Here is a 3,119-nt window from a genome sequence, read left to right as displayed (position 1 = left end):
CGGTCGGGGTGTGGCGGTTGTGTCGTCCCATGTCGGTTTCCTCCCCGACCTACTCGCTCACTCCGTTCGCTCCTTGAGGTCGGGGGCTCCACCTCAAGAATGCTGAATCAGTTACAGATCTCCGTGGATTTGTTGAAATACCCTTCCTCAGACATGTTCTTGCCTGAAACAGCCGGTCGCTGAAGAGTGCGTATTGAGTATCAATGGTCCGTGCGAGATGGTGGGTCTCCCGAAGCGTTTTGAGTCTCGGTGAAGTACCAGCAGGTATGGCACGAGCCGATTCTGGTAGTTCGGACACTCCTGAACGAGAAATCCGCTTGGTGAAGAATCCAGATGGTCAGTGGACGGCTCGTGATCTCCGTGTCGGCGTGACTGCCCAGGGGAAAAGCCGGGACGTAGCGCTTGACAACCTTGATGCCGTCATCGAGGCGGTCGAAGGTGATGGCGGGCGGTCTCCAACCGACGAGGAGATACGTGATCTCGGTGCTGATCCTGAAGTCGCTCAATCACAGAGCGATGAGCTTCCTGATGTCTTACAGTAGCGATGGTGACGCGGGATTTTTCTGGTGAAGACGTGTACAAAGTGCTGGTGAACGCTGGTGGGTTTCAACACGTTCGTACGACAGGGGACCACCTGATTCTCCGATGGAGGCCACCGGAAAGCCACGAGAACACAGACACGCGTACCGTGACTGTCCCGGCCCATGACTCAATCAGCATTGGAACGCTCCATGATATTGCTGACGACGCTGGTGCGGAGAACTTCGAAGCATTCTGCGAGTGGATCGACGAGAATAGGTGATGGCCGATCTCGATACATGAGTCCCCTGTACTGAGCGATTCGCGTTCTGTATTCAGCGCGGCAGACGAACTCACTTCCGTGAGACGGATCCGGCCGTTCAGTGGAACCCACACGCAGCAGATCTGCTCGTCCGCTCTGCGCGCTGGCCTTCTCGGACACACTACGTGGGGTCAGGAAGGCGTCCTGCGTGTTGCTACGGCGAGACCGCCTCGTTGCGCTCGACGCTCGCGTAGAGAGCGTCGATGGCGCGCATGTTCGCCAGCGTCTCCGAGCAGCTCACCGGAGGTTCCGTGCCGGCCTCGACGGCTTCGGCGAACGCCTCGACTTCAAGACGGTAGGAGTCGACGCCGTCGATGACTTCCGACTTCGTCTCGCCGTCAGCGTGATAGGTGAGTTCCACGTCGTCCGTACCCGGGTTGTATACGTTTTCCGCCTCGAGATAGCCGTTCTCGGCGTCGATACGGAGGTGCTGGCGGTGGGGCGTATCGAACCCGAACCACACCTGCCCGCTGGCGTCCTCGTACTCCAAGCGGGCGGCCATCTCCGTGTCGACGTCCGAGTCCATCGTGTCGAGGGCGTGAGCACTCACCCGCTCTGGCTCGCCGAGGATGCCCCGGACGCCGCTGACTGGATAACATCCGACGTCCATCAGGCTCCCGCCGCCCAGGTCGGGGTTGACGCGGATGTCGTCGGGGTCGTCCAGGGAGAAGGTGAACTGTGATCGGACGTTCCGTACGGTCGAGAGCTCCTCGGCGGCGATCTCGCGGATGCGTTCGGTCACGGGATGGAACTGGTACATGAACGCCTCCATCACGGTCACCCCCGCGTCGTCGCAGTGTTCGAAGACTGCGTTCGCCTCGTCGGCGTCGACGGTTAGAGGTTTCTCACAGAGGACGTGGAGCCCGGCGTTCGCGGCTCGCTTCGTCCACTCCGCGTGGAGACCGTTCGGGAGCGGGTTGTACACCGCGTCGATCTCTGCCTCGAACAGTGACTCGTACCCGCCGTACGCCTCCGCGTCGAGGTCCATATCGTCGACGAATGACTGCGCCTTCGTCCGGTCACGCGAGGCGATAGCGGCGACCGTGTGCTCGGAGTTACCGATCGCGGGTACCATCGAGCCACGGGCGATGTCAGCCGTACCGAGAATGCCGAATCGCATACCGCATGTCCACTCGGTGAGGGGCATAGACGTTCCGGTACCCCCTACAACTCCGGAGTGTGCTCGTGCCGACGGCTCGTAGTTCGGTATCACTCCGGTCGAAGGAACTACCGACGACTGCGGATCGGCAGCAAACGTCTTCAAGGCCCAACCGGGAGCCCCATCCCGCACGGCTCAGCAACCACACCTCACGCCTCCCCAGCCTCGTTAAGGACGCGCCACCGCGTCGTCTGTTTATAAATCCAGAAGTTGAGACCGGTTGTCTCAATGCGTATGCCTCAAGCCTTCTCTGCTCAGTCGTTCAGAGCTGATCGATCGGCTTGTTGATGATCTGGAAGACTTCGCTCGCCCGGTAGAACCGATTCCGATCTTTCCCGGTGAGTTCTTCGAGTATTCCGTCATCTTCGAGCTGTCCGATCAGTCGGTTAGCCGTGCTGTATTCGACATCCAACCAGTCGGCTGCTGTGTTCACGTCCAGGTACGGATCTTCGAAGAGCCGCATCACCAGTTCAAGGATATTCTCAGACCGCTCGCTCTGATAGCGCTGTTGATAGTCTTCTCGGAGGTCGACTAGCAGGTTGGCCCGCTGGTGGGCCTCATCTGCTTGCGACTGCACGCCACGCAGGAAAAACAGGAGCCACTCTTCCCATTCACCGTGCTGACTGACTGACAAGAGATGATCAACGTAATCTGACCGTCGTGCGTTGAAATACGAACTCAGGTAGAGATACGGCTCGGGCAAGAGACCATCACGTTGTAGAAGGAGACTGATCAATAGCCGCCCGAGTCGTCCGTTCCCATCGAGAAACGGGTGAATCGTCTCGAACTGGTAGTGGATCAGCCCGATTCGGAGAAGTGGATGCAGATTTGTCTCTTGGTTCGCATACCCGAGCAAGTCTTCGAGAAGGTCGGGGATCTCGTTCGGGGGCGGCGGCACGTACCTGGCGTCTTGGATGTATGGCGTACTGCCGATAAAGTTCTGAGTCGTACGGAGTTCTCCTGGGTCAGCCTCATCCCCACGGACACCCGAAAGCAACCGGTCGTGCATCTCGCATAGCAATTCGGTCGTGTTGCAAAGCGGTCTAGAGTTTGCCTCTGGTGCTCTCAATTGAGAGTTCACAGCTCATTGCTGTTTTGGTCGATCGTTGGAGCAGCTCG

The 3,119-nt window shown here is 58.9% G+C and carries 4 protein-coding genes; 2 read left to right on the top strand and 2 right to left on the bottom strand.

The window, feature by feature from the left end; genetic code table 11:
- Positions 1–266: 266 nt before the first annotated feature.
- Positions 267–542, top strand: coding sequence for a type II toxin-antitoxin system HicB family antitoxin (locus J2751_RS15350; RefSeq protein ID WP_209487318.1), 276 nt, complete (start codon positions 267–269; stop codon positions 540–542).
- Positions 543–544: 2 nt separating this feature from the next.
- A complete protein-coding gene (locus J2751_RS15345; protein ID WP_209487317.1) occupies positions 545–802 on the top strand; it encodes a type II toxin-antitoxin system HicA family toxin in 258 nt (85 codons plus the stop codon).
- Between the two features lie 193 nt (positions 803–995).
- Here the strand turns inward: J2751_RS15345 and J2751_RS15340 are convergent, their stop codons facing one another.
- Both J2751_RS15340 and J2751_RS15335 read right to left on the bottom strand, forming a co-directional pair.
- On the bottom strand, positions 996–1,961 hold the full coding sequence (locus J2751_RS15340) for a Gfo/Idh/MocA family protein (protein WP_209487316.1): 966 nt from the start codon (positions 1,959–1,961) through the stop codon (positions 996–998).
- 301 nt (positions 1,962–2,262) lie between these two features.
- Positions 2,263–3,021, bottom strand: a complete 759-nt coding sequence (locus J2751_RS15335; protein ID WP_280901505.1) for a Fic family protein — start codon at positions 3,019–3,021, stop codon at positions 2,263–2,265.
- Positions 3,022–3,119 lie beyond the last annotated feature (98 nt).

This window comes from Halorubrum alkaliphilum (genome assembly GCF_017873815.1).
Taxonomy (GTDB): Archaea; Halobacteriota; Halobacteria; order Halobacteriales; family Haloferacaceae; genus Halorubrum; species Halorubrum alkaliphilum.
This window is presented reverse-complemented; position numbering and strand designations above follow the sequence as displayed.

Coding starts and splice junctions, on each gene's coding strand:
- J2751_RS15350 (WP_209487318.1), top strand. CDS start 267: ATGGCACGAGCCGATTCTGGTAGTTCGGACACTCCTGAACGAGAAATC.
- J2751_RS15345 (WP_209487317.1), top strand. CDS start 545: ATGGTGACGCGGGATTTTTCTGGTGAAGACGTGTACAAAGTGCTGGTG.
- J2751_RS15340 (WP_209487316.1), bottom strand. CDS start 1,961: ATGCGATTCGGCATTCTCGGTACGGCTGACATCGCCCGTGGCTCGATG.